Origin of the sequence: Zoogloea sp. (assembly GCF_023150065.1) — a bacterium.
Lineage (GTDB): Bacteria > Pseudomonadota > Gammaproteobacteria > Burkholderiales > Rhodocyclaceae > Zoogloea.
This window is the reverse complement of the sequence record NZ_JAKLLN010000034.1, coordinates 1-26,440: the sequence shown is the minus strand read 5'-3', so window position 1 is coordinate 26,440 and position 26,440 is coordinate 1. Positions and strand designations below refer to the sequence as shown.

25 protein-coding genes are annotated in these 26,440 nt (G+C 64.6%); 16 read left to right on the top strand and 9 right to left on the bottom strand.

Going from position 1 to position 26,440, the window contains the following annotated elements:
* The first annotated feature begins 64 nt into the window (after positions 1–64).
* The 6 genes from L6Q67_RS22460 to L6Q67_RS22435 are packed head-to-tail and all read left to right on the top strand — an operon-like array spanning position 65 to position 6,901.
* Entirely contained in the window at positions 65–1,093 is a 1,029-nt protein-coding gene (locus L6Q67_RS22460) for a 2Fe-2S iron-sulfur cluster binding domain-containing protein (RefSeq protein WP_296575329.1), read from the top strand.
* 14 nt (positions 1,094–1,107) lie between these two features.
* A complete protein-coding gene (locus L6Q67_RS22455; protein ID WP_296575326.1) occupies positions 1,108–2,433 on the top strand; it encodes an acetylornithine deacetylase in 1,326 nt (441 codons plus the stop codon).
* Positions 2,434–2,452: 19 nt separating this feature from the next.
* The gene (locus L6Q67_RS22450; RefSeq protein WP_296575324.1) at positions 2,453–3,847 is read left to right on the top strand and encodes an amidase; all 1,395 of its coding nucleotides are present in this window, start codon (positions 2,453–2,455) and stop codon (positions 3,845–3,847) included.
* Positions 3,848–3,894: 47 nt separating this feature from the next.
* The gene (iaaH, locus tag L6Q67_RS22445) at positions 3,895–5,343 is read left to right on the top strand and encodes an indoleacetamide hydrolase (RefSeq protein ID WP_296575322.1); all 1,449 of its coding nucleotides are present in this window, start codon (positions 3,895–3,897) and stop codon (positions 5,341–5,343) included.
* A 21-nt stretch (positions 5,344–5,364) separates the two neighbouring features.
* Positions 5,365–6,123, top strand: coding sequence for an SDR family NAD(P)-dependent oxidoreductase (locus tag L6Q67_RS22440; RefSeq protein ID WP_296575319.1), 759 nt, complete (start codon positions 5,365–5,367; stop codon positions 6,121–6,123).
* Between the two features lie 40 nt (positions 6,124–6,163).
* Positions 6,164–6,901, top strand: coding sequence for an aspartate/glutamate racemase family protein (locus tag L6Q67_RS22435; protein ID WP_296575316.1), 738 nt, complete (start codon positions 6,164–6,166; stop codon positions 6,899–6,901).
* 110 nt (positions 6,902–7,011) lie between these two features.
* On the opposite strand, the gene L6Q67_RS22430 is transcribed toward L6Q67_RS22435, so the two are convergent.
* The 8 genes from L6Q67_RS22430 to L6Q67_RS22395 all read right to left on the bottom strand — a co-directional run bounded on the left by L6Q67_RS22430 (position 7,012) and on the right by L6Q67_RS22395 (position 15,724).
* On the bottom strand, positions 7,012–7,368 hold the full coding sequence (locus L6Q67_RS22430; protein ID WP_296575313.1) for a DUF6616 family protein: 357 nt from the start codon (positions 7,366–7,368) through the stop codon (positions 7,012–7,014).
* A complete protein-coding gene (locus L6Q67_RS22425; protein WP_296575308.1) occupies positions 7,365–8,141 on the bottom strand; it encodes a DNA alkylation repair protein in 777 nt (258 codons plus the stop codon). Before L6Q67_RS22425 ends, L6Q67_RS22430 begins: the two co-directional genes overlap by 4 nt.
* Positions 8,138–8,644: a MarR family winged helix-turn-helix transcriptional regulator gene (locus L6Q67_RS22420; RefSeq protein ID WP_296575305.1), complete on the bottom strand. Its 507-nt coding sequence runs from the start codon at positions 8,642–8,644 to the stop codon at positions 8,138–8,140. Before L6Q67_RS22420 ends, L6Q67_RS22425 begins: the two co-directional genes overlap by 4 nt.
* Positions 8,645–8,741: 97 nt before the next feature.
* Entirely contained in the window at positions 8,742–9,176 is a 435-nt protein-coding gene (locus L6Q67_RS22415) for a heme-binding protein (RefSeq protein ID WP_296575302.1), read from the bottom strand.
* 98 nt (positions 9,177–9,274) lie between these two features.
* Positions 9,275–10,540 (bottom strand): DUF1329 domain-containing protein, encoded by a 1,266-nt coding sequence (locus L6Q67_RS22410; RefSeq protein ID WP_296575298.1) that lies wholly within the window; start codon positions 10,538–10,540, stop codon positions 9,275–9,277.
* Positions 10,541–10,561: 21 nt separating this feature from the next.
* Positions 10,562–12,175, bottom strand: a complete 1,614-nt coding sequence (locus tag L6Q67_RS22405) for a DUF1302 family protein (RefSeq protein ID WP_296575295.1) — start codon at positions 12,173–12,175, stop codon at positions 10,562–10,564.
* Between the two features lie 69 nt (positions 12,176–12,244).
* Complete coding sequence (locus L6Q67_RS22400) at positions 12,245–14,611, bottom strand: MMPL family transporter (protein ID WP_296575292.1); 2,367 nt, start codon at positions 14,609–14,611, stop codon at positions 12,245–12,247.
* Positions 14,612–14,668: 57 nt separating this feature from the next.
* The gene (locus L6Q67_RS22395; RefSeq protein ID WP_296575289.1) at positions 14,669–15,724 is read right to left on the bottom strand and encodes a YCF48-related protein; all 1,056 of its coding nucleotides are present in this window, start codon (positions 15,722–15,724) and stop codon (positions 14,669–14,671) included.
* A gap of 297 nt (positions 15,725–16,021) precedes the next feature.
* Here L6Q67_RS22395 and L6Q67_RS22390 point away from each other — a divergent pair, with 297 nt between their 5' ends.
* The 4 genes from L6Q67_RS22390 to L6Q67_RS22375 all read left to right on the top strand — a co-directional run bounded on the left by L6Q67_RS22390 (position 16,022) and on the right by L6Q67_RS22375 (position 19,610).
* Positions 16,022–17,251: a styrene monooxygenase/indole monooxygenase family protein gene (locus tag L6Q67_RS22390; protein WP_296575286.1), complete on the top strand. Its 1,230-nt coding sequence runs from the start codon at positions 16,022–16,024 to the stop codon at positions 17,249–17,251.
* Positions 17,252–17,329: 78 nt separating this feature from the next.
* The gene (locus tag L6Q67_RS22385) at positions 17,330–18,511 is read left to right on the top strand and encodes an OmpP1/FadL family transporter (RefSeq protein WP_296575284.1); all 1,182 of its coding nucleotides are present in this window, start codon (positions 17,330–17,332) and stop codon (positions 18,509–18,511) included.
* A gap of 90 nt (positions 18,512–18,601) precedes the next feature.
* Positions 18,602–19,135 (top strand): flavin reductase, encoded by a 534-nt coding sequence (locus L6Q67_RS22380; protein WP_296575281.1) that lies wholly within the window; start codon positions 18,602–18,604, stop codon positions 19,133–19,135.
* A 28-nt stretch (positions 19,136–19,163) separates the two neighbouring features.
* Positions 19,164–19,610 carry a hemerythrin domain-containing protein gene (locus L6Q67_RS22375; protein ID WP_296575277.1) on the top strand — a complete coding sequence of 149 codons (447 nt, stop codon included), beginning with the start codon at positions 19,164–19,166 and terminating at the stop codon, positions 19,608–19,610.
* 54 nt (positions 19,611–19,664) lie between these two features.
* Here the strand turns inward: L6Q67_RS22375 and L6Q67_RS22370 are convergent, their stop codons facing one another.
* Positions 19,665–20,552 (bottom strand): LysR family transcriptional regulator, encoded by an 888-nt coding sequence (locus tag L6Q67_RS22370; protein ID WP_296575273.1) that lies wholly within the window; start codon positions 20,550–20,552, stop codon positions 19,665–19,667.
* A 93-nt stretch (positions 20,553–20,645) separates the two neighbouring features.
* On the opposite strand from L6Q67_RS22370, the gene L6Q67_RS22365 reads away from it, so the two are divergent.
* The 6 genes from L6Q67_RS22365 to L6Q67_RS22340 all read left to right on the top strand — a co-directional run bounded on the left by L6Q67_RS22365 (position 20,646) and on the right by L6Q67_RS22340 (position 26,117).
* Positions 20,646–21,413, top strand: coding sequence for a sulfite exporter TauE/SafE family protein (locus L6Q67_RS22365; protein ID WP_296575261.1), 768 nt, complete (start codon positions 20,646–20,648; stop codon positions 21,411–21,413).
* Positions 21,414–21,648: 235 nt separating this feature from the next.
* Positions 21,649–22,077 carry an antitoxin Xre/MbcA/ParS toxin-binding domain-containing protein gene (locus L6Q67_RS22360; protein ID WP_296575256.1) on the top strand — a complete coding sequence of 143 codons (429 nt, stop codon included), beginning with the start codon at positions 21,649–21,651 and terminating at the stop codon, positions 22,075–22,077.
* On the top strand, positions 22,077–22,538 hold the full coding sequence (locus L6Q67_RS22355; protein WP_296575253.1) for an RES domain-containing protein: 462 nt from the start codon (positions 22,077–22,079) through the stop codon (positions 22,536–22,538). The genes L6Q67_RS22360 and L6Q67_RS22355 overlap by 1 nt, the downstream gene beginning before the upstream one ends.
* 573 nt (positions 22,539–23,111) lie before the next feature.
* The gene (locus L6Q67_RS22350; RefSeq protein ID WP_296575250.1) at positions 23,112–23,801 is read left to right on the top strand and encodes a hypothetical protein; all 690 of its coding nucleotides are present in this window, start codon (positions 23,112–23,114) and stop codon (positions 23,799–23,801) included.
* 70 nt (positions 23,802–23,871) lie between these two features.
* Positions 23,872–24,609 carry a hypothetical protein gene (locus L6Q67_RS22345; protein ID WP_296575248.1) on the top strand — a complete coding sequence of 246 codons (738 nt, stop codon included), beginning with the start codon at positions 23,872–23,874 and terminating at the stop codon, positions 24,607–24,609.
* A 287-nt stretch (positions 24,610–24,896) separates the two neighbouring features.
* Complete coding sequence (locus tag L6Q67_RS22340) at positions 24,897–26,117, top strand: hypothetical protein (RefSeq protein ID WP_296575245.1); 1,221 nt, start codon at positions 24,897–24,899, stop codon at positions 26,115–26,117.
* Positions 26,118–26,440 lie beyond the last annotated feature (323 nt).

Genomic DNA, 26,440 nt, shown 5'->3' with positions numbered 1-26,440 from the left:
GCACACCACGCGCTGCCCTTCGAGCGCTCCACGAGTGTGAATGCAAGCCATGGAATCAAGCCTCATGAACGATCAAACGCACCAAGTCACGCTGCGCTTCGCCGACGGCGCCACCCATTCGGTCCAGACGGAAGTCGGTCGCTCGGTTCTCGATGTCGCGCTGCAGGCCGGCGCTCCCCTGATCCACCAGTGCCATTCGGGGAGCTGCTCGAGCTGCATCGCCACCCTCTGCGAGGGCGACGCCATCACCCGACCGGGCGCCACGGCCAGCCTCCTGAGCAGCGAGTACGCGGCCGGCCAGCGCCTGCTGTGCGTCACCCGGGCCCAGTCCGACTGTGTCTTCGAGCTGCCCTACACCAGCACCGCCGGGCAGGTCACGCCGGTGACGGCCCATGCTTTTGTGGACAGCGTTGATCGCCTCGCGGCCAACGTGATCCGCCTGAACCTGGAACTGGCCGAAGGGGATTGGCTGGATTTCCGCCCCGGCCAGTATCTGCAGATCGAGGTGCCCGGCGTCGAAGCCCTGCGCAGCTATTCCCCGTCGAGCATTGCCGCCGATCTGCCCCGGCTGTCGCTGCTGGTCCGCCTGCTGCCGGCCGGGGCGATGTCCACCTGGCTCCAGGAGGGCGCGCGGCCGGATGATGTGGTCAAGGTGAAGGGGCCCTATGGCGCCTTCTTCCTGCGCGAAGAGCACCGCCGCGCCAAGCACATCTTCATCGCCGGGGGTACCGGGCTGGCCCCGATCCTGTCGATGATCGACGGCATCCGCCAGTGGGGCGGGCGCAAGCCGCAGATGCTCCTCAACTTCGGCTGCGCCACGCCGGACGCCCTGTTCTGCCTGGATGAGCTGGAGCTGCGCCGGCAATGGCTGCCGTCCCTGGAAACCCGCATCACTGTTGATCGCGGCGCGGAGGGCGCGCTGCTGTCCGGCAGCCCGGTTGCCGCCCTGCGGGAAGGGGATGTCACCGGGCCCGATACCGTCGCCTACCTGTGCGGCCCCCAGCCGATGATCGACGCCGCCACCCGTCGCCTGATCGAGCTGGGCGTCCCCCCGGAACACATCTACAGCGAGCAGTTCGTCGCCAGCAACTGAACGGAGAACCCCCGATGAGCACCCCCGTCACCCCGGCCTTCAGCGCCGAACAGCAGGCCTGGTACGAGAAGGCCTGCAGCAGGATCGATCCGCAGCGCCTGCAGCAGCTGCTGTTCTCCATCGTCGACATCCACAGCCCCACCGGCGCCGCCCGGGCCGCCAGCGAGTTCATGGCCCGGCATCTGGCCGGGGTAGGCCTGCAGGCCCGCTATCAGCCCATGACCGACACCAGCGGTAACGTGCTGGCCGAGCTGCGCGGCAGCGGCGGTGGCGCCAGCCTGATGCTCTATGCCCCCATCGACACCCACCTCGACCTCACCGAGGCCGAGAGCGAATGGACCGGCGCCCGCGGCGAGGCCGACATGCAGCCCCGGGCCCAGTCCCTCGACGACTGGGTGTTCGGACTGGGGGCCTCCAACCCCAAGGCCATGGTGGCCACCCTCACCGAGATCGCCACCGCCCTGATCGAGGCCGAGGTGCCCATCATCGGTGACCTGCTGGTGGGCATGGCCGATGGCGGCATGCCGGTGGACATCTCCGCCCGCAACCACGGGGGCATGTCCAATGGCGTGCTGCATCTGCTTAACCGGGGCGCCGCTGCCGACTACGCGGTGATCATGAAACCCTGGAACTGGGTCTATCACGAAGAGCCCGGCATGGGCTGGTTCAAGCTCCGGGTGCACGGCACCCTCGGCTACGCCGGCGTTCCCCATGACCTGCCGGCCTTCCGCAGCTCGGTGGTGCCCGCCGCCACGGTGATCCAGGAATTGCAGGCCTGGCTGCTGGACTACGCCGAGCGCAACACCTCCGGGGTGGTCAAACCCCACGGCTGGATTGCCGGCGTGCGCTCGGGCGACCCGGAGCGCCCGGCCTTTCCGTCGGCCATCACCGAGATCTTCTTCGACGTGCGCATCAACCCGCGCACCTCGCCGGCGGAGGTGAAATCCCAGTTCGCCGACTTCGTGGCCGGGCTGCACCAGCGTCACCCGGAACTGGTCCTCGACTGGGAGATGTACGGTTCGGTGCCTGGCGGCACCACCGACGCCGACAACTGGATCGTGCGCTCGGCCAAGCGCGGCTGGGAGCACATCGAGCAGCGCCCCCACGGCACGCCCGACCTGCTCGGCGGGCAGACCGACGGTACCGCCCTGCGCCGCTACGGCGTGCCCACCGTGCGCATCGGCTGGCCCTGGCCGGCGCCCAACCCGCCGCTGCCCACCGCCGAAGGCCTGGGCGGCATGGGCGCCACCTATGTGCCCGACCTCATCCCCTGCGCCCACAAGATCATGTACGTGGTCATCGACACCCTCACGCGCACGCGTCGGGAACTCGGCCTGTAAGGCAGCGGGAAGAACAGTGATGGCTGCCCGCAAACTGCATTACCAGGAGATCTCCCGCCTTGCCCCGTTGCTGAAGGCCGGCAAGCTGTCACCGCTTGAGCTGACCGACGCCCTGCTGGCGCGGATCGAAGCCCTCGACCCCCGTCTGCATGCCTACGCCCGGGTCACTGCAGAGGAGGCCCGGGCCGCCGCCCGCGTCGCCGAGGCCCGCATCCGCCGGGGCGATTACCTCGGCCCCCTGCACGGCATTCCCCTGGCGGTGAAGGACCTGTTCTGGACCAAGGGCGTGGTGACGGCGGCCGGCACCACCGTGCATGGGGATTTCGTGCCGGCGGAGGATTCCACGGTGGTGCGCCGCCTGCGGGAGGCCGGCGCCATCATCCTCGGCAAGCTGCAGATGACCGAGGGCGCCTTCGCCACCCATCACCCCGCCATCGCCCCGCCGGTGAACCCCTGGGGTGCCGATCACTGGACCGGGGCGTCCTCCAGCGGCTCCGGCGTGGCCACCGCAGCCGGCCTGTGCTGCGCCTCCCTGGGCACCGACACGGGGGGCTCGATCCGCTTTCCCTGCGCCGCCAACGGGCTCACCGGGCTCAAGCCGACCTGGGGCCGGGTCAGCCGCCACGGCACCTTCGAGCTGGCGGCTTTCCTCGACCATGTGGGCCCCATCGCCCGCAGCGCCGCCGACGTCCGCATCCTGTTCAACGCCATCGAAGGGCACGACCCCCTCGACCCGACCTCGGACAGCCCCGCCCCCCGGGGCCGCGTGCGGGCCGTGGCCCTCAAGGGCCTCACCGTCGGCATCGACCCCTACTGGAACTCCAACGGCACCGATGACGCCACCCAGCGGGCCCTGGAGAACGTGCTGGCAACCCTGCGTGGCCTGGGGGCGGACGTCCGCGAGCTGCGTTTTCCCGACGCCTGGCCCATCGCCGGCCAGTGGGAGGCCCAGTGCGGCGTCCAGACCGCCGTCGCCCATGCCGGCAGCTATCCGGCCCGGGCGGCCGACTATGGCCCCGCCCTCAGCCGGCTGATTGACGTGGGGCGCAGCCTGGATGGCTCCGCCTACCAGCGCCTGCTGCTGTCGGCCGCGGCCTTCACCGGCCGGGTCAACACGCTGCTGGAGAGCATCGACCTGCTCCTCGTCCCGGTCCAGCCCATCGCCGCGCCCACCCACGAGCAGCTCGGCGCCCTTGCCGCCGACCCCGAGGCCAACCAGCGCCTCATCCAGTTCACCGCGCCCTTCAACATCTCCGGTCACCCGGCCCTGAGCCTGCCTTGCGGCCACACCCCCGAGGGGCTGCCCATCGGCTTCCAGCTGGTCGCCCGCAAGGGAGGCGAGCAGACCCTGCTGGGGGCCGGCGTGGCCCTGCAGCGGGTCACTGACTGGCACCGCGCCCACCCGGCCTGCTGACCTCCGACCTCTCCGCGAACCCAATACCCGTTAGAAGGATGAATCCCATGTCCCCCCCCGTCTCCCTCGTCATCGACCACCTGACCCTCGCCGACGCCCAGCGCCACCTGGCGGACGGCAGCCTGAGCAGCGAAGCCCTGGTGTCGGCCTATCTCGAACGGGCCAGCGCCCACGCCGGCCTCAACATCTTCATCACCCTGGACGCGGAGGGCGCCCTGGCCGCGGCCCGCGCGGTGGACGCAGCCCGGCGCGCCGGCCAGGCCCTCGGGCCGCTGGCCGGCATCCCCGTGGTGGTGAAGGACAACATCCACGTGGCGGGCCTGCCGGCCACCTCCGGCACCCCGGCCCTGGCCGGCTTCGTGCCCGCCGAGGATGCCCCGGTGGTGCGCGCCCTGCGCGACGCGGGGGCCATCATCCTCGGCAAGACCAACATGCACGAGCTGGCCTTTGGCGGCACCGGCTACAACGCCGCGTTTCACGTGCCCGGGGTGGTGGGGGTGCGCAACCCCTACGACCCGGCGCGCATCGCCGGCGGCTCCTCATCGGGCAGCGCCGCGGCTCTGGGGGCGCGGATGGCGCCGGCGGCCCTGGGCACCGACACCGGTGGCTCCATGCGCATTCCGCCGGCCCTCAATGGCTGCAGCTCCCTGCGCCCCAGCGCCCGGCGCTACCCGTCGGAGGGCATCGCCCCCATCGCCAGCAGCCGCGACACGGCAGGCCCCATGGCCCTGTGCATGGCCGACGTGGCCCTGCTGGACGGTCTCATCACCGGCCAGCAGGCCCTGCCGCCGGTGCAGCTGAACACCCTGCGCCTGGGCGTGGTGCCGGACTTCTGGGCCAACATGGATGAGGATGTCGCCCCCGTCATGGCCACCGTCCGGCGCGCGCTGGAAGGCGTCGGTGTGACCTTCGTGGACGTGGACGACACCGAGATCATGGCCCTCAACAATGCCGTGGGCTTTCCGGTGGTTTTCCACGAGGCCTATCCCGACATGGTGGATTACCTGGCCACCCAGGGCCCCGGCATCTCCATCGAGCAGCTCCGCGCCGGCATCGCCAGCCCGGACGTAGCCGGCATCTACGACACCTTCGTGCTGCCCCGCAAGGCGCTGGATGCCGAGGGCAACATCGTCGATTCGGCACCGCTCTATGCCCACGCCCAGAACACCGGCCGGCCGGCCCTGCGTGACCACTACAAGGCCCTCTTCGCCCGTCACCGGCTGGACGCCTTCGTCTTCCCCACCACGCCCATCGTGGCGCCCCTGGCCCGGCCCGACGTGAGCGAGCCGCAGAACTTCTCCCTGCTCATCCAGAACACCGAACCCTCCGCCAGCGCCGGCCTGCCGGGCATCCAGCTGCCCGTGGGGATAGGCGCCACCACCGGCCTGCCGGTGGGCCTCGAGCTGGACGGCCATGCCGGCGACGACCGCCGCCTGCTGGCCATCGGCATCGCCCTGGAGAACGTGCTCGGGCGGATCTCGCCCGCCCGCCTTTAACCCCCGACAGGAGTCACACCCTTGAGCCACTACCCCGATCTGCAAGGCAAGGTTTACATCGTCACCGGTGGCGGCAGCGGCATGGGCCGCGATAGTTGCCGGGCGCTGGCCGCACAGGGCGCCCGCGTCGTGCTGGGCAACCGCAACCCGGTGGAGGGCGAGGCCATCGCCGCCGAACTCCGCGCCGCCGGTGCTCAGGCCGTGTTCAGGCAGACGGATGTCGCCCGGCCGGCCGACTGCGCCGCGCTGGTGGCCTGTGCCCTCGAACACTTCGGCCGCCTTGACGGGGCTTTCAACAACGCCGGCCTGCAGCGCGAGTTCTGCGACATCCACGAAACGCCCGATGCCGACATTTCGGACGTCATCGACATCAACCTCAAGGGCATGCTGTACATGATGAAGTACGAAGCCGAGGCCATGCTCGCCAGCGGCGGGGGCAGCATCGTCAACAACAGCTCCATCTTCGGCCTCAAGGCCATGCCGCGCCTGGCCTATTACGTGGCCGCCAAGCACGGCATCATCGGCGCCACCCGGGCCGCCGCCCTGGACTACGCCCGCAAGGGCATCCGGGTGAATGCCGTGTGCCCCGGCCCCATCAAGACCGCCAGCTACGACCGGGTGACCGGCGGCGACGACCACATGTACGACGACGGCGTGCCCATGCACCGCATCGGCCAGCCCCATGAGGTGAGCAACACCGTCCTGTGGCTGCTCTCCGAGCAATCCTCCTACGTCACCGGCGGCTTCATTCCGGTGGATGGCGGCATGTCGGCCAACTGACCCAACCCTTCAAACCCCCTCAACACAAGGAGCAACTTTCATGGGCAAGCGGGTCAAGATGATCTTCCCTGTTCCAATGAGCGAGGCCACCCGGCCGATGGTCGAATCCCAGCTGCCGCCGGAATTCCTGCGCCCCGACATCGACGTGAGTTTCGTCGGCGCCGGCAACACCATCACCCTGGCCGACAGCTATTACGACATGGCCATCATGGAACTGGCCGTGATCCAGGCCGGCATCCAGGCGGAGGAGGAGGGCTTCGACGCGGTGTGCATCAACACCGTCAGCGATTCGGGCCTCGCCGCGCTGCGGGCCCGGCTCAGCATTCCGGTGCTGTCACCGGGCCAGAGCGCCTTCCACGTGGCCGCCATGCTCGGCCACAAGTTCAGCATCCTCACCATGTGGGAGCGCTGGTTCCCCCTGTACCGCAAGACCCTCAAGGAGTACGGCCTGGAATCCCGCGTGGCCTCCATCCGTGCCATCGACGTGCGTCCCGACACCCAGGAGCTGCTCACCGGCAAGGAGGACATCGTCTTCGCCAAACTCGAAGAGGCCGCCCTCAAGGCCATCCATGAAGACGGCGCCGACGTCATCGTGCTCGGCTCCACCACCATGCACCAGTCCCACGCCTACCTGGCCTCCCGCCTGCCCGTCCCGGTCCTCAACCCGGGTGTGGTGGCCTACAAGATGTGCGAGCTCTTCCTCGACCTCGGCATCGCCCACAGCAAGAAAGCCTTTCCGGCCCCGGAAACGCTGAAGGACCAAGCCTTTCTGGGCTGAGCCCTTATATAAGCGGCCCTCTGACGAGGGCCCTTTCTGCTTCACGATGACTTCCGTACCGCCATTCGCTGGGCTACGTAGAGGCGCGATACGGTAGGTTGATCAATCGTTTAGGCGAGTTTCAATGAGGCCAAGTGAGTCGCAAATCCACCCGCATCGCTGGCAGCATTCACATGGTCGAAATAGGTGTACCAGCCACTGGCCTTAATACCTGCCAGCAGTGCGTCTCTGACGTGGGCGTCAGGAAGGCGCCAGATGCCTAGGAATCGGTGTTCGCTGGCGCGGTCGATGCCTCCGTCCGTTTCACTCAAAGCCAATACTTCGACGCCCAGGCTGGACAGGTCTCCCATCGCTGCCTGGATGCCGTTCAGAAACTGCTGACGGCTTTCGGCGGGCAAGGCGCGCCATGCGGCATTGGGCGTATAGAGTTCGACAAGATAATGTGGCACGGCTGTGTACTCTTTCATTTCAAGTTGCGCAGAGCGCGCTGGCAGATGCGGTGGGTGGCGGTTGTGGGCTGGACTTGCAGCCATTCCGCGCACAGCTCCTGCACCCAATCAGGGTGATCCTTGGCGGCGTCGTTGAGCCAGTTGGCCACCGAATCCTGCACATAGGCCGATGAGTCGGCACGCAGCGGCGAGAGGATGGGCAACGCCCGTTCCGGTTGCCGCTTGAGTGTGGTGATGTGGGGGCACCAAACGCCACGCGGACGCAGGGCTTCGCTGGCGAAGCGGCGCAGACGTTCGGAGGGCTCTTGCGTCCAGGGCACCAGATGCGCGATGGCAGCATCCAGTTCCTGAGCCAGATGCGGTCGCACGGCCATCCAGGCCCATTCGCGCACGCCGAAGTGCGCGTCATCGGCCAATGGCCGAATCGCAGTCAGTCGGCCTGGCAGATCCAGTCCCGGCTGCGCGCCGATCATGAAGCAAGCCCAACTGCGCACTGTGTCTGATGCATGGGCCTGGCATTGCGCGATGCCATTGCTGCCGAGTGCCTTCAGCAGTGTGGCTCCGATGCCGGCCATGCGTTTGAGAATGCCAAGCTGGCAGGCGGCATCCATGTCTTTCAGGGCTTGCGGTGACAGATGCGGAAAAGCCGTGCGCACCAACAGGGCCTGGTCCAGCGCCAGCCCCTCGGCCAATGTGGCGCTTTGCAGTTCGCCGCGCGACAGGGCGGCCAGTACGTCGGCGGGAATGTCGGCGGCGCGGGTTGCGCCCTTACGGGGCGCTACCGTGTTCATTCTGGCCTTCCTGACTGGGTTGCGTCGAGGTTTAATGCCACCTTGTCGAGCAAGGTCGCCAGTTGCTGGCGTTCTGGTGCGGACAGATTGCCGAACAAACCGGCAATCCAGCGGCCGTGCTGGTCGAAGACCTGTTTGGCCACTTGCTTGCCCTTGAGGGTTAGTCGAATGTGCAGAGCGCGACGGTCGCTGGCATCGGCCTGGCGCTCGATCAGGGCTTCGCGCTCCAGCCCGTCGAGCAGGCCCGTGACGGTAGCGCGGGTAACGCCTGCCTGTTCGGCCAGGGCATTCGGGGCCAGCCCTTCGCTGGCCGCATCGAGCAAAAACAGCAGGACGAAGCGGCCTTCGGAGAGGCTGTGCGGCGCCAGCAACGCGGCACAGTCGCGGTCGATGGCCGATGCCAGAGACAGTGTTTGGAAACACAGCCGGATGCCCGCTACGTCGGGGAGCTGCCTGCGTTGTGCCTCGTGCAGCAGTGCTTGGTATTTCTGTGCCAGTTCCATTCTGATGCCGCCATATAGTATGGCGGCTAATTATATGTGAACGATCTGGAATGGTCTATTACGTGTGGTTGCCGTGTGCCGCCGGCCCGGTCCATCCTCACCCCCGCAGTGCCGCCAGTCCTGCCTCCGCGCACTGCACGTCTTCCTCCACGCTTCCCCCCGACACGCCGATGGCGCCGATCACTTCGCCGTCCACGTCCACCGGTATTCCGCCGCCGAACACCACCAGGCGGGGGCGCTGGAGGATGTTGTGCTGGATGAGGGGCGGGTAGTCCGACAGCGCCGCCTCCCAGCGGGCGGTGGGCATGCGGGCGCTGGCGGCGGAGTAGGCCTTGTCCATGGCGGTCTGGCTGGAGAAGAGGGAGGCCTCGGGCATGCGCAGGAAGGCCATCAGGGTGCCGTGGCGGTCCACCACCGCGGCGTTGACGTGGATGCCCAGGCGCTCGGCCTCGTCGAGGGCGGCGCTGGCCAGGCGCAGGGCGGCGTGGCGGCTGATGTTGCGTTGGGTGACGTGGTTGGGCGTGCTTTCCATGGGTGGCTCCGGGGGCGGCAGACGGCTACTGCAGACGTAAAAAAGGGCGCCTTCCGCTGACGGACGGCGCCCCGGTCAGGGCTGACGGGTGGGCGGGATCAGCGGCCGGCCGACTGCAGGGTCTGCAGGGACACGTCGGATTCCTTCACCCCCGGCGGGTTGGTCTTCCAGGTGGCGGTGTCGATCAGGGACACCGTGGCGTGATTGCGCTGGAAGTCGATGATCGCGCCGGCGGCGGTGCGGATGTCCAGGAAGCCGTCCTCGGCCTTGCCCGGGAAGGAATGCCACTCCATGAACTTCCAGAACTCGCCCTTGCGGTTGTAGGCCTCACCGTAGTGGATCCGCGGGAACTGGGTGTCGATGTAGAGGATCTTCTTGCTGTAGGGGTGCTCGGACGGGGTGGTGGCTTCCACCACGTACACTTCCCGCGGCTCGAAGTTGTTGTTGTTCATGTTCCAGTAGGGCGCCTTGTTTTCGAGTACCGGGTACTTCTTCTCGAAGCTGTCACCCTTGGCGTTCCACAGAGGGTACTTGCTGTGCATCACCGCCAGCACGTGGCGCTTGCCCAGCAGCTTGTAGCCCTTGTACCAGCAGGGGCGGGCGTTGAAGATCTCCAGGTCGTCCTGGAGCTGGTCGGAGGAGCCCACCGGGTCCATCCAGGCTCCGCCGGACAGGCGACGCACGCGGCGCACGGCGGGCACGTAGGCCCACACGTCATTCACCTTCACCGAGTCGTACTGGATGGTGAAGGTGCCAATGCCTTTCATGTCCGACGGGGCCTTGAAGTAGAGCAGCTGGCGCCCGCGCTGGGTGCCGTCGCCCTGGGTGGCCTCGCCCGACAGGCGGCCCTTCATGGCGTAGCGGGTGAACTCGGCAACCGGCTCGGCGTGCACGCCCTTCTGCCCGTCGATCAGCACCTGGGTGTAGAAGGGCACGATGGCCACGTCACCCACCAGCTGGCCCAGGTGCCAGTTCCACACGATTTTCTCGGCGGCCTGGGGGTCTTTGGTGTCGATGTTGGGGAAGGGCTGGCCGGCGCTCCAGCCATCCACCTGACAGCTCTCCGCGTTGATCTTGGTCTTGCCGGCGTTGGCTTCCGAGGCCTTCAGCCACTTGGGGTCGAGCTTGACCTTCTGGGACTTGGCCAGGGGCAGCTTCCAGCCGTTGTTGCGGATGCGCCATTCCATCTTCTCGGTGAGCAGGCTGGCGATGGTGAGGCCTTCAAAGGTGTCGTTCTTGATCTTGTCGATGTTCTCGGCCGAGATGACGGTGCCCGGCGCAAGCTCGGCGGCGCAGACGCTGCCGACGGAGAGGCTGAGCAGCGCCGCGCAGGCACTGGCGAGGGTGGGTTTGTGTGCAGACATGGTCGTGGAGCTCCGAGGGGGTCAGAAGAGGTAGGTCAGGCTGGTGTAAAGCTGGTCGCGCTTGTGGAAGTAGCCGAAGAGGCTGGCGCTGTCGCAGACGGCCACGTTGCCGGCCGGGCACTTGTTGAGGTCGCGGTGTTCGTCGTTCCAGAACTTGTCGTACTCCACCTTCCAGCGCCAGTTCTTGTTCAGCTCCATGGTCACCGAGGGCACGATGAAGCCGCCGGCATAGGTCAGGTCGGTGCCCACCACCAGGTTGGGCTTGATGCGGCCGCTGTCATAGGAGAGGTCGAAGATGGCGGTGAGCAGCAGGGAGTGCTCCTTGGTGAGCTGGCCGGCGCCCACGGCGTTGAGCAGGCGCTCGCCCTTGTCGTAGTCCATCAGCCATTTGTCGAACAGCTGCACCGAGAAGAACATGGGTTTCTCGGTGCCCAGCCACTGCTGGGTGGCGGCGATGTTCTTGTCCATGCGCACCATCCAGGCCACCAGGTCCTTGCGCTTGATGCCGTCAAAGCCGGGTGCCACGGCCTGGGACAGGGGGCCGGCCAGCGCGCCGTTCTGGAACTGGTAGGGCGCGTCCTTGATGAAGGCCACTTCGGTGCTGAACACCGCATCGGCCCAGGCCGCGTAGCCGCTGGCGGTGGCGCCGAACACATCCACGGTGGGGTAGATCAGGTCGCCGGCCACACCCAGGCTGTTGGGCCGGCCCACGGTGGTGGCGCCGGAGGGCGCGCCCGGCAGGCCGAACAGCTTGAGCGTGCTGGCGGCGTTGAGCAGGGGGTTGTTCCAGTAGGTCTTGAGGTAGGACACCGAGTAGTTGATGTCCTTGGCCAGGCCGGTCCAGCGGATGCCGCCGGTCACCTCGCGGGCGTTGCCCTTGGGGTTGCGGAAGTCGTAGGGGTCGATGTTGCGGAAGTCCACGCCCACCACCGACTGGCTGGACCAGCGCCCGCCATACACGTCGAGCTCGTTGCCGATATCCGACTTGCGGTCCCAGCCGGGGCGCACGAACAGCTCCACGCCGCCATCGAGTTCGGGCACGTCCACGTTCAGCTTGGCGATGATGCTGGCCTTGCGCAGCTCCTCGTTGGCCGGGTCGAGGAAGGAGCGCCAGGTGTAGTCGAAGCCATGCACCAGGTCGTTGGCGGCGAAGAAGTCGGTCTCGCCCCACACGATCTGCTGCTTGCCCAGGCGCACGCGGGAGCGCTCACCCAGCGGGAAATCCACGTACATCTCGCGCACCACGTCGCTGATGTCGTTCTTGTTGTACAGGGCCATGATGTCGCCACGGCCGTTGCTGGCGCCGTAGTTGTAGGCGCCCATCTTCTCCAGGTGGTTGAGGAAGGAGGTCTTGATCTCGCCCACTGCGCGCAGCTTGGTGACCACCGACACATCCCGCACCGGCGTCCAGTCGATGTTGATGCGGGCCGTGGAGCGGGCCATCGAGAGCTTGCCCTGGTCATTGTAGTTGGGCGTGTCCTTCCAGTTGGCCGTGTTCCACGACAGCTCCTGCCGCAGGAAGCCGTCGATCTTGACCTCGCCCGGTTCGCCGGCGCTGGCGGCCTGGCCCATGGTGGCGAGCATCACCGCAAGCGCCGCGCGCCTCGGCAGGTTGGCGCCGTGCCGGCGGCTCATGTTTCCATTCCTCATGTTCTTCTCCTGGATTGCTGGGGTGTTGCCGGAGACCCGGCGGATTGAAGAAACCTAGTGCGCTTGCGGCTGGATGCCGGCCAGCACGGGCCGGTCCTTGCGTCCGAAGATGAAATCGGGGCGGAAGACGTAGATCACCGAAGGCATCACGAACAGCGCCGACATGGCCGAGATGCCCAGCCAGATGGCCATCAGCAGGCCCATCTCGGCCTGGAAGCGCAGGGACGAGGCCCACCACAGCAGGGTGCTGAGGATCAGCACGCTGGCGGTGACCAGCACGCCCATGCCGGCGGAGTGCAGGGCGATGCGGATGGCGGCCTCGGGGCTTGTGCCGATGGCAATCTCTTCCTTGATGCGGTCGGCGATGTAGAAGGCGTAATCCACCCCCAGGCCGATGCCCAGGGCCGCCACCGGCACGGTGTTGATGCTCATCCCGATGTCCTGCCAGGCCATGAAGGCGAAGGTGAGGGTGTTGGAGATGATCACCGGCACCATGAAGAGCATGCCGGCCACGGTGGAGCGATAGACCACGGTGCAGATGATCATCAGCACCAGCAGGGCCAGGGCCACGCCTTCGATCTGGCTGGCCAGGATCACCTCGTTCATGGCGGCGGTGATGCCGATCAGCCCGCCGGCCAGCTGCCATTCGCCGCTCTGCAGCGGGTTGGCGGCGATGAACTCCTTGATGCGCGCCATGGCCGTGCGGATGGTCTCGCCCTGGCGGTCGCGGAACATCAGGGTGACGGAGCCGTTGGCCGCCTGGCCGTCCACAAAACGGTCCATGTCGCCGGGTTCGGACACGGATTCGAGGATCGCCATCAGGCTGCCGTTGATGGCGGCCGTGGCGCCCAGCTCCTCGTAGCGGGGGTTGCCCTCGCGCAGGGTGCTGTTGAGCACCGGCACCACATCGGCAATCGAGATGGAGCCGCCGATCTCGGGTTGCACTTCCATGAAGCGCTGGAAGCGGTTCATGGCCTGCAGGGCCTCGTTGCCCTTGACCAGCCCCTCCTTGCCGTCCTCGCCGATCACCACGAACAGCCGGTCCACCCCGTCAAAGCGCTTGTTGATGGCGGTGGAATCCTGGTTGTAGGTGGCCTCGGGCCACAGGATGGGCGAGCCCGGGTTGGCATCGCCGACCTTGAGCTTGAGGGCGTAGAAGCCGGAGCTGAGCAGCACCACCACGCTGCAGCCGATGACCACGTAGCGGAAGCGCGACAGGGCCATCCACAGACCGAAGTCCAGCACCTTGCGCAGCAGCGGGGCCAGGTCGACGCCGTGGGCGGTGCCCTGGGGCTTGCGGATCCACGACAGCAGCACGGGGGTCAGGATCACCGCGCTGATGGTCAGGGTCATCACCCACACCACCGACAGCAGGGTGAGCTTCTGCAGCATGGGGATGGGGCTGAGGGCCACCACCGCCATGCACGCCGCGTCGGCAACCACCCCCACCATGCCAGGGCGGAAGAGATCCACCAGGGCGACGTGCGCCGCCTGGCGGGAGGTTTCGCTGCCCTCGGCGATGTGCGCCAGCTCGTCGTCGAAGCGATTGACGATCTGCACCGAGTGGGACACCGCCCGGGAGGTGATGAGCATGGCCACCACGATCACCAGGGGCTCGAAGTGGATGCCCAGCAGGTGGCAGATGCCCAGGGCCCAGGTGGCGCTGACCGCGCCGGCCAGCAGGGGCAGGATCACCCCGCGCCAGGTGCGCAGCAGCAGAAACAGCATGGCCAGGGTCAGGGCCAGGGCAATCGCCACCAGCTTCAGCGTCTCGGGCAGGTAGTGCTCGACCCAGCCGTACAGGATGGGGGCGCCCACCACCCGCACGCCCACCCGGTCGCTCTCCACCTTCTTCACCAGGGCGCCGATCTCGTCGAAGACCTTGGTGTAATCCACCTCCCGGTCGATGAAGTCCACGGTGATCAGCGTGGCCTGGAGATCCTTGGAGACGAAGGGGCCGTACACCAGCGGGTTGCGCAGCACGGCCTGCTTGAGGGCGGCCAGCTCCTCGGCGTTGGCCGGCAGCTCGGGCCACATCAGCGGCCGCGTCTCGATGCCGTCGGTGGAGGCGCGGACTTCCTTGAGTTTCTTGGACGCCAGGGAGGTGATCTGGAAGGGATTGACCGCCGAGACCTCGCGCAGGCCCAGGGTCAGGGTGCGGACTTTCTCCAGCACCTCCATGTCGAAGATGTCGCCCTTGTCCACCTCGAGCATGATCGTGACCATGTTCGAGCCGCCAAAGGTGTCCTTGAATTTCTGGTGGGTCTGTACGTATTCGTGGCGGGACGGGAGCATGTCCTCGAACACGGTGCGTACTTCGATGTGCAGGGCAAACCAGCTCAGCACGAGGGTCAGGCAGGCAATCAGGCCGGCCACCAGCGCGCGCCGACGCATGCAGAATGCGGCGATTCTTTCAATCATGATCGTGTATCCCGGGCAGGTGAGGCGTTGGGGGAAGGGGAGGGGGGCGGTCGGGCTTCAGCGGCCCAGGGCCTGCCAGCGCTGGCCGTCCCAGCGGCCGACGTTGGCGCCGGTCAGCCAGGCCTCTGCGCCGACGGGCAGCACGCGGGTGTGCCAGGCCAGGTCCCGTTCATCCAGGCGGCCGCTTTGCCAGTCGGTGGCGGCGGCGCCGGCCTTCACCCAGGTGCCGAGGGCGCCGGTGCCGAGCCAGCGCTGGTTGGCCTCGTCCCAGGCCACGTCAAACAGGTGCGCCTGGCTGTCGAGCTTTTCCCGCTGCCAGCTGCGGCCGCCGTCGCGGGTAGTCAGCACCACCCCTTCCAGGCCCACGGCCACGCCGTCGCTGGCATTGCGGAAGGCCACCGCCATGAGTGAGCTTTCGACGGGTACTGCCGGCGTCTGCCAGTTGTTGCCCCCATCCGGGCTGACCAGGATCCGGCCGAACTCGCCCACCACCACCAGGCCACCGCCCGGCAGCAGCGCGGCGTCGTTCCAGGCCACGTCCTCTTCGTCGCGCAGGCGGGTCCAGGTGGCGCCGTAATCCTTGCTGACGAGGAGGGCGCCCATTTCGCCGGTGGCAACGGCCTTGCCTTCCGCTGCAATGCGCACCCGGGTGAGCTTGTTGGCCACCTCGGAGCGGGGCACGCCCTCCATGTTCGTCCACCGCCGGCCGGCGTCGGCGGTGGTCAGCACCACCCCTTCGTTGCCCACCGCCACGCCGCGGCCGCCGTCCCACACGGCGATGTCCTGCAGGGTCTGGTCGGTGGGGGTCTGCAGAGCCTGGGCCTTGCCCTGGGCGTCGATGGCCACGATCTTGCCGTGGGAGCCCGCCACCCAGATGCCCTCCGCCGGGGCCCGGGCGATTCCGTAGAAATGATCCCGCCGCTCGAGGATGGGCGGCTGCACCGTGCCCCCGACCGGTTCGGGCTTGATGAACAGGCCGGCCCACAGCAGCCCGCCAATGATCAGCCAGGGCACGCTCGACACCGTGACTTTCACCGCCGTGCCGCGCAGACGCGAGGGCGGGGCCCCGGCGCTGCCGAGCACCGGTTCGACTTCGGAAGAAATGCGATCCATAGAACGTCTATCCAGTTAAGGGGTGGAAACCCGTGGATTCGGGCCACCAGAACATGGCGTCAATCTAAGGACCGGGGGGAAAGGCGACTATCCGTCAAGCGCAGGGACTGTCCACTGGACGCAGGGGATTTTCAGGGGCGGAAATCCGCCGGCCGCCGCCGGGTTTGCCCGCGCCGGGGTGCACTCAATGCACAGGTGCGGCATGAATCGCATAGCCGGCCAATTCCGCTTGGCCGAAATTGAAAACGCCCGCAACAGCGGGCCCCCAATCAATTTTCGGACGCGGAGCAATCAATCATGCGCAAAATCACAATTGTCGGTGCCGGCCAGGCGGGTTTGCAGCTGGGTATTGGTCTTCTGGATAAGGGTTATTCGGTTACGGCCATATCCAATCGGACTGGCGAGGAAATCGCCAAAGGGAAAGTCCTTTCCAGCCAGTCGATGTACGACATGGCCCTGAGCCATGAGCGTGAATTGGGGCTGGCTTTCTGGGACGAGGACTGTCCGCCGATCCAGGGCATTCACGTCAAGGCCGGCAACGCGCAGATCGGCACCCTGCTGGATTTCCGGGCGCGCATGTCGGCCAATGGGCAATCGGTGGACCAGCGCGTCAAGATGCCGAAGTGGATGGACGAATTCCAGCGCCGGGGCGGAAATCTGGTGATCGGCGAAGTGGATATGGACGAACTGGAGCGCCTGACCGAGAGCGCCGACCTGGTGCTGGTGGCCACCGGCAAGGGCGAACTGGGCAAGCTGTTCGAGCGTGACGCCCTGCGCTGCACCTTCGACCGCCCCCAGCGCGCCATCGCCCTGACCTACGTGCACGGCATGGTGCCGCGGGATGACTTCACCGCCCTCAACATCAACCTCAATCCGGGGGTGGGCGAGCTGGTGCATTTCCCGGGCCTGACCCACAGCGGCCCCTGCGACATCATCAATATCGAGTGCGTGATCGGCGGCCCGATGGACCGCTGGGATACGGTGAAGACGCCCGCCGACCATCTGGCCATGACCAAGGCCCTGATCGCCGAGTTCTTCCCCGGGGAGGCGCCGCGCTTCGAGAACATCCGCCTGACCGACGATAACGGCATCCTGTATGGCCGCGTCGCCCCCACGGTGCGCCACGCCATCGGCGTGCTGCCCTCGGGCCGGAAGGTGCTGGGCATGGGCGACATCCTGGTGCTGAACGACCCGATGACCGGGCAGGGCTCGAACAATGCCGCCAAGGGCGCCAGCATGTATCTGGACGCCATCGTGGCCCAGGGTAGCGCCGCCTTCGACGACGCCTGGATGGACGCCCTGGCCGCCCGCTACTGGGACTACGCCCAGTGGTCGGCGCGCTTCACCAACGCCATGCTCCTTCCGCCCCCGCCCCACGTCATGCAGTTCCTCGGCACCTGTGCCGGGAACGCCAGCCTGGCCGCGACCTTTGCCGATGCCTTCAACGATCCGAAGAGCCTGTCCACCTGGTTCTACGATCCGGAGGCCACCCGCCGCCTGCTGGAAGACACGGCGATGGCCGCCTGAACTCCGACGGTCGCCGGCCCTGGATCCGAGGATCCGGCCGCCACCCGCAAGCCACACAACTCAAACTTCGGAGCCATCATGCCTGCTACCCCAACCCCTGCTTCCCGCTGTCACGCCTGCGTGCGCGCCGGTGCCGCCCTCGCCACCCTGGCCGCCTTAGCGCCCGCCCACGCCACCAACGGCCCCATGCCCCACGGCTACGGCATCAAGGCCATGGGCATGGGCGGCGCGTCCATCGCACTGCCCCAGGACGCCATCGCCGCCGCCAACAACCCCGCCGGCATGGCCATGGTGGGGGATCGCTTCGACCTGGGCCTGTCGGTGGTCATCGTCGACCCCAAGTCCAGCTTTGGCGGAACCGAGTTCAAGGGCGATGGCGTCAAGGCCATCCCCGTGCCCGACCTGGGCTACAACCGCGTCATCGATGAGCGCCAGTCCATCGGCCTGTCCCTGTATGGAAACGGCGTGAGCACCGTTTACGACACCCCGCTGCTGGGCGGAACCGGCAAGGACAGTGCCAAGCTCACCCAGATCATCGCCTCGCCCACCTACGCCCTCAAGCTGGCGCCGGGCCACGCCGTCGGGGTGTCGGTGGACCTGGCCTACCAGCGCTTCAAGGTGGACGGCGTGCCGGACGCCGCGGGCGTAGAGAGCCCCGGCGCCGACTCCTCCACCGGCGTCGGCTTCAAGCTCGGCTGGATGGGCCAGGTGAGCGAGCAATTCACCCTGGGCGCCATGTACTCCGCCCGCGTCCGCATGGGCAAGCTGGGCGCCTACCGCAACCTGCTGGCCAATCGCGGCGAGTTCGACATCCCCGAGCGCTACGGCGTCGGCGTGGCCTGGCGGCCCACCGCCAGCATCGTGGTGGCTGCCGATCTGATGCGGGTGAACTGGGGCGACATCGACTCCCTGGCCAACGCCCTCACCGCGGCCGAGCCGGGCTTCGGCTGGCGCAGCCAGACCGTGTCGCGGATCGGCGCCTCCTGGCAGGCCAGCCCGGCGCTCACCCTGCGCACCGGCGTCAGCCACGGCCAGCAGATCGTCAGCCGCGAGAACGTCACCCTGAACTACCTGGCGCCCGTCACCCCCCAGGATCACTTCACCCTGGGCGCCACCTACGCCCTGAGCCGGGATACGGAAATGTCCTTCATGTATGCCCGGGCCTTCGGCTCCGAAGTCCGTGGGACGGGGCCCAGCACCGGGGTGAGCGTAGACATGTCCCAGCACTGGCTGGGCGCCGCCCTGGCCTTCAAGTGGTGATCACTGCCGCGCCGGCTGTACCGGCATGAAGGGCCCGGGTTGCGCACCTGCCGCAGCCCGGGCCCCGAACTGGATGGAAAAGGAGCTTTCATGGTCAGCATCGACCTCTTTCGTGACGGCATGGCCCGCCTGGCGGGTGCCGTCAATGTCATCACCACCGACGGCCCCCAGGGCTTCGCCGGCATCACCGCCACCGCCGTGTGCAGCGTCACCGACCAGCCGCCCACGCTGCTCACCTGCATCAACCGCAACTCCTACGCCCACGCCCTTTTCAGCGGCAACGGCGTGCTGTGCGTGAACGTGCTGGCCGCCGACCAGCAGCACATCGCCCAGCTGTTCTCCGACCGCAACATCAGCATGCCCGAGCGCCGCGCCCGGGTTTCCGCCCAGCTGCTGGCAACCGGCAGCCCGGCCTTGGACGGCGCCCTGGTGAGCTTCGACTGCCGCATCGTGCAACAGCAGTCCCTCGGCTCCCACGACCTGCTGATCTGCGAAGTGCAGGCCGTGAGTGCCGGCGATGGCGCGGCCGGCTTGACGTACTTCCGCCGCAACTATCATCCTGTTGGCAGTACGCCCCAGGCCCCGGCCGAGGCGCACAGCCAAAACAACGCAAGGTGCGCCTGACACCTCGCACTGAAACAGGAGACATGCAATGACCAGCACCATCGCCGAGAGCTTCACCTGGAGCGACCGCTACCTGCTCGGCTACGCCGCCATGGACGACACCCATCGCGAGTTCGTCGACTGCGTCCACGCCCTGCTCACCGCCAGCGACGCCCAGATCCCCGAGGCCCTCGAAGCCTTCATCCAGCACGCCGAAGCCCACTTCAAGCAGGAGAACGAATGGCTCGCCGCCCCCGACTTCCCCGGCGGCGGTGAATGCCACATCGGCGAACACGAGAAAGTCATCAGCTCGGCCTACGACGTCCGCGAGGTGGTCGCCCTGGGCCGCTTCGACGTCGCCCGGGACTACGCCCAGGCGCTGGTGGACTGGTTCCCCGGGCACGCCGACTACATGGACTCGGCGCTGGCCGCGTGGCAGGTGAAGCGGACGCACAACGGGCGGCCGCTGGTGTTTCGGAGAAGGGAGACGGTGTAGGGGAGGGCGGCAGCCCCCATTGTTGCCGGCGCTTTCGAGGCCGTGTGCTCGGCCTCAGGCAACGCGCCTCACCATGATGTCTGCAAAACGCGAGGCCAGCGATGTTGGGCGAAGTGGCAGGATCAAAGCGCTCGACGCCCTTGCCTCCTCATCCCTCAATCGTAGATAGGTCAGGCCCTCTGCAACGACACTTGCCATGCTTTGCGGCACCACCGCGATGCCGAACCCGGCCGCCACCAGATTGAGCATGGATGTCTTGCGTGAGGTGACCCTGGCGATACCCGGAACAAAGTTGTTACGCAGGCACAGGTCGGTGACCAAGCGTGCCAGGCCGCCTCTTTCCCGGTGAACGGCCGATACGAAAGGCTCGGATTTCAGGTCTGCGATACACAGACTCTCGCGGCTGGCGAGATGATGGGCCTTTGGCAGGGCAACCCATAGCGGCTCGGTTGCCAACTCGACGAATACCACACCGGGGTCTCGCCGCAGCACGGGAAGGCGGAGGATGCCGATGTCGGCTTTGCCGTTCGCCACCTCACTCACCTGAACTTCCGAGCCAACACGGTCAAGCTCGATACGGGCCTTCGGGCTCTCGTCGAGAAAGCGCGAGATCGGCTGCATCAGGCTGCTCGCCGGAATGGAGCTGGAGTGAAGCAGGCGCAGGACGCCGGCTTCACCCCGGGCCAGTTGCCCGCCTTCTTCTGCGGCAGCGCCGAGTAGCTTGTCTACCGCCAGCACCCGGTCACGATACACGGCGCCCGCGGCGGTGAGCCTTACCCCCCTGGCCTCTCTGTCGAAAAGGGAGAACCCCAGCTCCTGTTCCAGCTGGGCAATCTGACGGCTCAGGGCTGGCTGGGCGATGAACAGGGCGGTAGCGGCGGGGGTAAATCCACCCAGGTCGGCGACGGTGAGGAAGTAGCGGATCTGTTTCAGGCTAGGCATGCTTTTTTGGCATGGTTGATGGATTAATTTGCTATTTGTCTTATATCGCATCGGCTTCGAGAATGAAATCCATCTTTCTCTGGAATACCTGCGATGGCCGAGTACTTTGCGCTTCTGCATCTTGCGGACAACCCCGTTCACTTTGCCCTGGCAATTGGAGCCGTCATCGCAGCTTTTGCGGTTTTCACTCTGGTCGGCTTCGGCACTGCCCTGATGGCGAGTCCTCCTCTGGCCCTGGTGATGCCGGTTGGCAAGGTGGTGCCAATGCTCGCATTGCTGGATTTCGCCGGATCGTCCGCGCGCGGCTGGCGTACCCGCAAGGATGTCGCGTGGGCCGAATTTTTTAAGATCTTCCCTGGCATGCTGCTTGGGCAATTGGCCGGCGTGCTGGTGCTATCGCGCATTCCGCCAGTGTTGATGGCCACGGCGCTCGGGCTCTTCATCGCGTTGCAAGGCGCAAGGGGGCTTTTAAGGAAAAGGACGCAGCCGGGTGGAGCCCCAAAGCGCGCGTTTGCCTTTGGCCTCTTCGGCGGGGTGCTCGGTGGCCTGTTCGGGAGCGGTGGCTTTGTCTATGCGTCCTACCTGGAGCGCAGCCTGGAAAGCCGTGTTGCCTTCAGGGCAACGCAAGCGGTTCTCATCGCACTATCAACCCTATGGCGCATCGCCCTGTGCGCGTGGCTCGGGCTTCTCGACGCTCAGGTCGTCGTTACCGCCATCGCGTTTGTACCGGCAATGTGTATCGGTGTCTTCGTGGGGCATCGCATCGATCTGCGGATGAGCAGGGAGCAGTTGTTTCTGCTCCTCAACGGCCTCCTGATTGCAAGCGGCATAAGCCTGGCTGTTCGCTTCCTGGTGCAGTGAAGGGCAAGCCGGCCTGTACCCTTGGTATTGGGCGCGTGAGGGTCCGTTCCCAGCGCTTCTAGTTCATTACACAGCTCAAGGATGCGCGGGTTGCCAGCCACTTCCGATACGTTCCGGGCTGAGCTGCTCGGGCTCATGACGTGAAGGTGCGATTGCCCTGCGTAGCCTGGTTTTTGGTCTTTTGGGTTGTTTGATCTAAAATCAGGGATCAAATGATCCTTGTGAGCTTGCCGCCATGGTGCTTGTCAGTCCGGAAAAGATCGCCGCAGTCATGGCACTGGCGGCCGTTCCCCATTCCTTCGCCGAGCTTGACGAGATGGTTTCGAAGGGGCTCCCCAAAGGTGCCCTCAAAGCCAGCATCGACCGCATCTGCGTGAGTGCCGAAGATCGCCGCCAGTTGCTGTACCGCATCATTCCGGAAGCTACCTACAAGCGGCGGCGGGAAAGCCTTACTGCGGAAGAGTCCGAACGGGCCGAGCGCCTTGCCCGTATCTTCGCCACCGCCGCTTACGTCTGGAACTCCGACGACGACGCGCGGGCCTTCCTGACCACACCCCACGCGATGCTCCAGGGGCGCAGCCCGCTGGATGTGTCCCTCACCGAACTTGGCGCACGCCGCGTGGAAGAACTGCTGTGGCGGCTCTTCCACGGCATCGCCGCCTGATGCAGCTGTACCGGATAGGGGACGAACGCCACCCGCTGTGGGATGGCACGGGCGCCGCCTTGGTCGGTGGCCGATGGAACAGCCCCGGACGACCGCTCATCTACGCATCCCAGAGCTACGCGGGCGCGATGCTCGAAATCCTGGCCCATGCCAGCATCGGCCGGGTGCCAACCACACACGGCTACGTGATCGCAAACGTGCCGGACGACGTATCGGTCGAGCGCCACGACGCCGCATCACTCCCGCCGGGATGGGACGCCGAAAGCACCGCAGCCGCAAGGCGCTTTGGTGACCAGTGGCTGACCGAGACCCGCAGTGCCATTCTGCTCGTGCCTTCGGTGGTGGCCAGGCTGGAATGGACTGCGCTGGTCAATCCTGCACATCCGGGGGCGTCACGGATCACGCTGTCGCAGGCGGAGCGTGTGGTGTGGGATAGGAGATTGTTTTCAGGGGGAAGGTGAGGGGCTGGAGTTCGGCCGGAGCTGACGCTCAGGGTCCGCGGAAGGAGTGGCCGCGGTGAGGCAATCAGCTGTCGCCCAGCCGACTTCAAGGCTCAATGGCAGCTTTCCCGGCCTTCGGCCATCAGCTTCCCGTACATTCACGCTCAGGTGCAGTTATTCGACAGCGTAGGTGCGAATAGTGTCTGGAAGCGGGCGGACCTTGTTGAAAAACCTCCGCTCGACGAGGCTGGCTCCTTGCTGTTGATCGGAGTCAGATTCTTGAACTCACAGCGAAGGACCGCTACCGGAAGAGATGCTGACGGGGTACTATCGGCCAGGAGCGGACGTAGGGGAAATTAGCTCAAAGCAGCCGTTAGCAAAAGACTATGAAAATGACAATCGAAAGAGCGGCTGGCACGATGTGTGAGCTATTGAACTGTGCCGTGTACGACATTTATCCATCCTTGTGAATATCGTCAGGAATCCGAGTTGGTTAGGCATTCAGGCCGCTACCTCGTAACAGGATAGCCGGCATCTGGCCTGTTCATATGGCAATAACACAGTCCACTACGTTAAGGCACAGGGGGTTCCATCGTGGCAGAGGCAAAAATTCTACCTGCAAATTTCACCAAGCCGGAAACGTTCATCCTTGAGTCCCTGGAGCACGAGGACGAAAAAGAATCACGCCTCGACGGAAAAATTCTGCACGACGTATTGAAACTGCATGGCAAGAAGCCCTTGTACTACTACTTTCGTACTCAGCGAGAGTTGATCGAGTTTGCCAAGATTTTTAGGGAATCTGGCTACCGTTATTTACACCTTTCCTGTCACGGCGGCGAGGATCTCGTTCAATACACTTTCGGCCATTCAAGCTATAAGGACTTCGCCGGAATATTCGACAAGAAACTTCACAACAGAAGGCTTTTTGTTTCTGGGTGCAATCTTGGAAATATGCATTTTGCAAAAGAAATATTTTCAACAAACGGTGGTATGTACTCAATTACGGCCCCGACGAAGAAAGTGTATTTCCACCAGTCGGTGTCGTTCTGGTCCGCTTTCTACTACATGATGCATGCTTGGGATTCTTCTATGATGAAGAAGCAGAGGCTTAGTCAAGTTCTCACCCAACTTGCCACTATTTTCGAGATGCCTCTGGCTCATTATTTTCGCGATACCGGCCAAGGAGCAGCTGTTGTTGAGCAGCTGTTCTCAGCAAAGCGTGAAAACCTCGATACCTTGAAAGCAAAAGCAGCAGTGCTGCCGGGTGAAGTAATTGAGCCTTAACAATTCCCTCGAAAGGGACCGCCCAAACTACGTCAAGCGATATATGGTTGCCCTTGGAACACCAGCAATCATGCGCTGGCAGAACGATGAGGCTCATCGGGAACTGGCCAAGAGGCGAAGTATGCAGGTGATCGAGTCTCCTTGGGACACAGAACTTTCCCAAGTCGGTACTTCTCGTGAATTTGGCTTTCTGCGCGACTTCTGGAACCTGTTTCACGAGTGCATTCAGTCAGGTCAGGCTCTTGATCTGATTCGAGACCTTGCATCCAAATCCGTAGACTCCATAGAACCGGAACGACATACAGCTACTGTGACTTTCTGGATGGAAAGCTATTTAAATGAGGTATATATCTTTCAGTGCAGGCTGCTTGATCTCATCAAATTCATCCAGCGCCGCTACAAGAAAGACGCTGACTTCACAGAATTTGTCACTGAAGTAGGCGATTCTCTTGCAGAGTTCGTACAGGAACAGCTAGCTCCTCTGATTAAGGATCGCGGTGCGCATGTCCACGAGCGCCGTCATCGACGGGCGGATCCTGAGTTGGCGAAGTTGACCCTCCTCGACACAATGGTCGATGTTCTGGAACATTCAGAGCTAAGCGCAGCGCGGAAGCAGTCGCAAAAGGATGCAGCAGCGTGGTTAGCCACCCAAGTTCGATACTTCTCCGACTTGGCATGGCACTTATTCGATGAGGTTTGCCGAGGGTTCGCTGATGGAATCCTTCTTGAGATAGACAGGATCATCGTCCCCCTCCATCTCAAGGACGATCCTAATGCCTTATTGAAAATACAGCGATCCGAGACCTAACAATACCTGCGAGCCACCTTCGATAGTCGCTAAATTCAGACGCTTACGAACGTCTGCTTCTGCAAACTGGCAATTTCAGCTTTGGGTCGGAACTTGCCGGCCCGACGGGCTGTAGCCGGCCAGATGGCGCCACAGGCAGCGCTCGGCCAGAAGCGGTAACTGACGATTTGTCCCGATAGCGGACATTCCCGCCCAATGTATTGCGTCCGAATCATCACAGATCGCTCACATATACGTTAGTCATCAAAATCATTTCAGTACGCTCCCTTACACCCGTCACCAAAATCATGGCAACTGTTGTTTCGCTTCCCTCCGAGCTTGAACGCATTCGCACGAAGGCACTTAACGCACTAAAGGAAGTTCAACCGGCCGGGCCACCTCGTTCTAGTGCCGAGGGTAAAGCGCTGATTCTTTCGGCACGCACTAACGGAGGTAGCAGCCTACCTGAGTATTACTTGGTGTACTTCCTGTTGGTCGATCTTCTTGGCTACGAAGACCTAGGACAGTGGGAAAAGGTCGCGTGGGTTGTTCCGGTCCGCTACCAAGACCGCCTCTACTCCATTGAACATCGAAAATTTGGGGTAGGAGTCTTTGCGCCGAATCACGATCCTGCGGCGACGAGGAGCGGGACGCCCTCTGACCAAGCAGAGTCGGATGCACGTGAGATTTCCACGGCCATCAAAAAGGCGGTGTCTATTGCGGAACCTTACTTCGAATGGCGGGCTGAACAAGCCGCTTTAACCTCCCACCTCAACATCATCAATACCAGCGACAGCTTGTTTGATCGATACGTCTTCTTCCGTGACAAGTTTCGCTCCTTGATTGAAGAAGCGGAGCGATGCAAAGATGAGCGGCGCATCATTAAGACAACGCTTCCCAATGGTACAGAGGTAACGTCTGGCAGTAGCCCCGCATACTTACTTCGGCGCGAAGCCAAGTGGCAGGCTCAAGCGGCAATTGAAGCATTCTTTGGGTGGACAGAGCATTCGTTTATCCATCTCGCAATTCTCCAAAGTCGGCTGCATACAGGTGATGAAGTTGCTACGCTTGCTGCGGCCGACTGGAAAGCGAAGTTCAAAGCGGCCCTGGATTTGCCCCACCCGGACACTAAGAGCCACTATGACAGGCTCCTTGACTTGCGCGCGCAGATTCGGAATTTCATGGCACATGGAGCCTTTGGCAAGCGAGGCGAAGCGTTCTGCTTTCATTCAGGCGCCGGGGCTGTACCGGTGCTACTTACCCAGAACCAACGACATCGGTACGCCCTTACCGGGAAACCGGCCTTTGACGAGGATGTTGCCATCGCAGACATCGAGACATTCATCGAACACCTATGGTCTGGCCCTCGCGCCCCGGCCAAGATTTACATTTTCAGCGAACTACCGTCGATCCTTACGCACGTGTTGGATGGCACCTACGCGCGAGCCATGCAGTCAGAACGGGACATGACTGAATTCGTTAATTACCTGACTCATGCGTTTGACAATGCGGCGAACATGGACTGGTAGCGCCGTCATGTATATCGAAGTGGCAGCTAGCCTCTCGGACAACCGGACCTCACGCATAAAGCCGCGCAATGTCGGCTACCAAGAACATTCCTGACTGCCTGCATCTCCAAAACACCTACGTCCGCATCGGGTCGGTAGCACGTATTCATCAGATGAAGAAGCTGCAGTTCAAAGTAATCAGACGCTGAACGGCAGGTCTGCGCCAGATTGCTGCCTGACACCGTCCGATGGGCAAACGGCCGTTTTGGCCGATTATGCAAAGCCAGCGATTATGGAAAGTAGCCGGGGTGGCTGTGGCTAAGAAGCAGGAAGGAAGGAGCTTT